We start from the raw sequence: 5,345 nt of genomic DNA on the forward strand, positions 1-5,345 counted from the left end.
TCAGCATGCTTTTTAGCGGCATCATCCGTACGCTTTTTAGCAGCATTATCAGCATGCTTTTTAACGAATTTATCAGTATGCTTGAAACCTTCTTGTAGTAGTTTTTTTGTTATATCTAGGCGCTTACGAACTACATCCTCAAGAGAGGTTACATTTATTGGTTCTATAGCTTCGTGGGCTTCAGAAGTGTCATGATTGATGGAGTTTACAGTTTGTTCAACGCCTTTCCCTGTCAATACCTTCTGCCCAGCCTCATCAGTAAGGATGATGGTGCCATTACTGATAGCGGATTTGGTATATCCTTCGCTTGAATCCTTCTCTCTAGCATAACCTAAAGCATTTTGAGCAATGTTTTTCCCAATATCATATTTGCTTGGCTTCACGGGAACACTCGCTGAAACGCTCATCCCATCGCTCTTGGCTTGTGCATGAGCACTGTTGGTGATATCACTGGTGGTGATGGTTCCTGTAATCAAACGATTTTTGTCTGCCAAAGCTGTACTTTCAATAATCCCTCCAGTGAGTGCTGTTTGATTTTTAACTTTGATATCAAAGCCGCCATCACCTGCTTTAATGCCTGATTGTTCCACAACACTGTGATAATCACTCGAGGATCTATCTCTTCGGTAAGAAGCATCTATTGATGTACTATTAGCCTTTCCCAACCCCTGAATCCCAATAGAAAAAGAGTTTTGTTTACTGGAAGTTTGTTTCGTATCACTCTGGCTGGTAATGCTGAAATCACCATCAACATCCATCTCTACACGATCTCCAAAAATCACTGCCCCTGCCAGTGTAGTGTTTCTCCCACTGTTGGTATGAACAGTGCCGGTACCTATAATATGGCTGTTCTTGTGCTGCACTTCTTCACTGGAACTATTTCCTCTACTAAAGGAGGCATCCACCGTCCCCTCTGAGCCACTAGGAGTCACGTTAACCCCAACATTCATTGAAGCGCTTTCATTGTTATTTTGTGTGCTTTGCGTGTTTTTTGCACTTTCAAAGGTGATATCTTGCCCCGCGCTCAAGTTAATATTCCCGCTCTGTTCATCATTGATCAGAGGGTTTGTGCCAGCAATAAGATCAGCGCCAACACCATGGATACTGCCTTTGTGAGCGTTCATGTTAATAGAACGCCCTGCTTCTATGGTATCTGTGACTACGGTTGAAGTTTGAGAAAATGACTCTTCTTTATTAAACTTAAAACCTGCCGTAATGCTGGCCGAAACATCTGCCATATTAAGAATGTCTTTTTTGCTTGCTCCACCCTTTATCCCACGATAAAAATCTTTGCCTTTTTTATAGAGATCATAGCCTTTTAAACCACCAATCAAACCATAGCCGATTTTTTGCTCAGCATTCCCATGAGCAACATTTTTGCCTGCATCTCTTATATCTTGTACCGTACCAAGAATGCCAACATTGACAGAACCTGTGACACCGGCAAAGAAATTTTCATGTTTTTCCTTAGCATTAGAGGTATCATAACTTTCCGATAATGTGATATTATTGCCCGCATCAATGTTGACATCACGATTTGCCGAAACATTTGTCGCTTGTAAGTTCACATCATTGCCGGCATTAAACTGCACATCTCTGCCCGCCTTGAAATTTGATTGAACATTAGTCTTTTCCTTTTCATTGCTCGTATTTTTAGCACCTGCAACACCAATCCCTAAAGAAACACCACTGCAGTTCTCTTCAAACTGAAAACCAAAGCCTGTGCGTTCTTCTTTTGTGTTTGTGCTATGACTATTGTGACCAGGCAAAACATTGATATCATGGGCTGCCGAAAGCTTGATATCTTCCTGCGCTATAAAATCAGAACCCACCACGTTCACATCGTCTTTTTTGGCGGTGATAGTGATATTTTTACCATTGAGCGAAGAGCCTTGATGTTCAAAACTTTCTTCATTCTCTGTCTTTGATTCACTGCCATAGATTGAGGTAAAGCCCTTGCCTGAACCAACTCCAAAACCCGTTTCATGGGTTTCTGAATGGCTCTCATGGTGATCTGTCATGCCATTAATCGTCACGCTGTTCGCTGACACATTGATATCTTCATTGGCAATCATATCAGAAGCAGTAATCGTGGCCTCTTTTTTGGCATCCAACACAATGTTGCCCGTCGCCCCAAGAATGGAGGAAACCGTTGTGCTATGCGATTCAGCTGTATCGGAAGATTTGCTACTCAAAAAGCCACTTTCTGACGATTGTGCTTGTTGATCATACTTCTCTTGCTCCCCTTTGATGAGAATATTTCCACCAGAGTGAATGGTAATATCGGCTTTTGCTTGGTCTTCTGGCGTTTTTGCTCCTGAAGTCTCCCCTGTCTTACCGGCTGTGAGTATCGAGGCAACAACTTTCGTGTTGTTTCCTGAATCAATGGCAACGCCTTTACCCCCCGATATGAGTGAACCGGAAACTTGCGTAGCATCAATCTTGTTATGCTGGGATTTGCTGCTACTGAACAACCCACCCTCTTTATGGTAGGACATCTCATAATTGAAACTATTTTCTGCATTGTTGATGAGAACATCGTGGCTGGCTTTCAACCCTACCTTGCCATCAGCCGTAACGGAACTGCCTGTGATGGTGAGATCATGTGGTTTGCCATCCTGCCCTGCAATAGCCGTAATATCACCCCCAGCATTGATGGAAGAACCAACAGCTCGCGAGGCTTGCATATCCACTTTAAGGTTTTTATTCTGAAGATGATACGCCATTTCATCGGATTTGGTATCTATTGTGATATCCCCTTGAGCACCAAGAGCAACATTGCCCTTCACATCCATATCAGAAGCAGAAAAATGGATATCTTTTCCAGAGAGAACAGTGGCATCTTTTCCAGAACTTAAATGAGAGCCATTGTGCAAAGCGATATGGGAGGTTTCATGATCTGTCGAACGATTTGCACTATTGCGTGTGGCATCAATCGAAACGTTTTCTTTTGCTTGCAAGAAAAGATTATCCTGCGCTTGAACTTCAGAACCTAGAATATTCAGATCTTTTCCAGAAAGAAGTATTGTTGACCCCCCAGAATGAACTTCCGATTGTTGATGCATAGAGGCATCACCCTGCGCATCATGGTGCTCGGTTTTAACAGCACCGATTGTTAAATTACCCTGCTCTGTGGCCATGGCAAGATCACCCCCTGTGGTGACCTTCACCCCTGAGGCTGTGATATCTTGCTTAGCGAAAACTCTCACATTGCCCCCAGAAGACAAGGCATTAGTGTTTAACACTGTCTCCACACCGTCAACCATTGTGCGCCCTGCCTCCAAACGAATATTGTTTTGTGCAAGCAAAACAACATCATTCCCGGCTGCAAAATGTCCCCCTTTACTCAAAATATCATCACTCTGCACAGATAAGTTATGGGGTGCACTTATCCGCCCTGAATTGACCAAGTCTTTTGTGGTCATATTGACATCATCACCCATCATCAAAGCCCCAGCAGAAACAAAGGAGGCTCTGTCTTTTTCTGGAATGTAAAGCACCGGTGCATAAACCTCCATGCCCTTGACTTGTTGACGTACATAAATCACCATCGGCGCTTCTAATGAAGCCAATTGTTCTTCACTTAAAGGCTCACCAAAGGGGAGATTGTGGGCTTTGGCATAGTCTGCCCCTCTATCCAGCAAGGTTTTAACTTGTTCAATCGAATCTTTTCCCGGAATAAACGACCCTTTGCCTAAGCCTTGCCCCACAAGATCACGCATTTGTTTTTCAATCAGTTGCTTTTCAAAATAAGCATCCCCTAAGAAGAAAATCTCCTGATCTGGCTTATAACCAATTCTGTTCAAAAAATAGGCTGAGCCATAAAACTTACCAACATCAAGGAATTCTGCCCGCGTTTCATAAAGGAAATTCTGGTTGGGCAGCGTGCCCCCAACACCGCCCGATTGAGGCTTTGGCAAAGGAAGCCCCTCAGAAAGATCCCCTGAATTATTGAGATCCACTTTTGGTGTAAACAAAGCACCAGCCCCGGTTAAACCGTTCAGCGCCTCCAGTGGATTACCTCCAACCACTTTGGCTTCAAAATGCGCATCCCCTGTAATGGAGCCTTCGGCTGCCTTGTTGTTGAGTTGATCTACCACTAGATTTAAAGTGCCACCCGCTTGCACAAGACCAGGAACAGTATCGAGAACTTCTGAACCAGTCTGGCGAGAAGCACCATTGGCTATATCGAGGCTACCATTACGGCTGCCATCGGCGTTATAAGCATAACAATAAGCATCTGTATTGGCATGACAACCAAGATAAGTATTTTTATAGGCTGTTGCCCCTACATTGGTCAGCACATTCGCATGAATATCCGCATTGCCCCCTGCTTCTATAATGCTATAGTTATTCTCAATATCATCAGCGTTAATAATAAGATTACCGTGAGATTGTATCATCCCCTGAACAGCTGGTTTATGCGAAAACCACTGCGTAACAGTCTTATCGCTCATGTATGAATTATTATTCCAGTTATACCGTTTTATCTCATTCTGTTTTCCGCTGTATTCCCAAGTAAAAGCCTTATAGGCTGTTCCATCTTTTAATGTTGCTGTGCCATAGGTTTCTTCTTTGCTCGCCCAGAGCTGCTGTTGGAATATAAAGCCACGGTCTATCAAACCCCATATCCAAGTATTATGGTACCCTTTTCCCCAAAAACCCGATTTTAAATCGTTATATAACATCCCATCACTGAGCCGATCAGCCCCTTCTGGTTTTTGGAAAGAAACATCGTTATATTCCTTTTTTTCCTCTATTTTAGGCGTACTATCGGCTTCATTTTGCAAGTTTTTTGTTTGAATATTTAAGTTTCCCCCTACCTGAATTAAACCCGCTTTATTGACAAGGGAAAGGCTCTTTCCGCTGCCTGCCGCATTGGTAAAAGATAAATCACCCTCTGCCATAACGACACCAGCATCATTCAACAAAGCCCCATCAACTTTGAGAGCACCATTGCCCTTCACATAGATTAAACCGGTTTTGTTGTTGGTCACATTCCCTGTCACGCTAAAGGCTAAATTCTGACCCGCTGCCAATTGACCATTATTGTGCAACTCCCCTGTTTTGATGGCAAAATCTCGTGCTGCTAAAACTGATGTTGTCTCATCAACCAGAACCCCTGGAGCTACAAAAAGAATATTGCCACTCCCCCCCTGATCTATCACAGCTTGCAACCGTGCATGGTGAATATCAAGGACATTGGTGCTGTTAAAATCCAAACCGCCATACGTTAATTCACTCCCCGAGACATCAATATGATCCCCCTTTAAATACAGCGTTTGCGGCGTGTAAATATGAGAACGATTATTGCTTAAATCCAGTCTCGGTGCTGTCAACCTCAC

At 43.4% G+C, this 5,345-nt stretch carries 1 protein-coding gene; it reads right to left on the bottom strand.

Annotated elements, in window-relative coordinates; translation table 11 throughout:
- Nucleotides 1–5,345 (bottom strand): hemagglutinin repeat-containing protein (locus tag PVV66_RS09020; RefSeq protein ID WP_273719506.1); only part of this gene is annotated, 5,345 nt, incomplete at both ends.

It is taken from the genome of Bartonella sp. AU16XJBT, assembly GCF_028618665.1.
Classification (GTDB): domain Bacteria; phylum Pseudomonadota; class Alphaproteobacteria; order Rhizobiales; family Rhizobiaceae; genus Bartonella.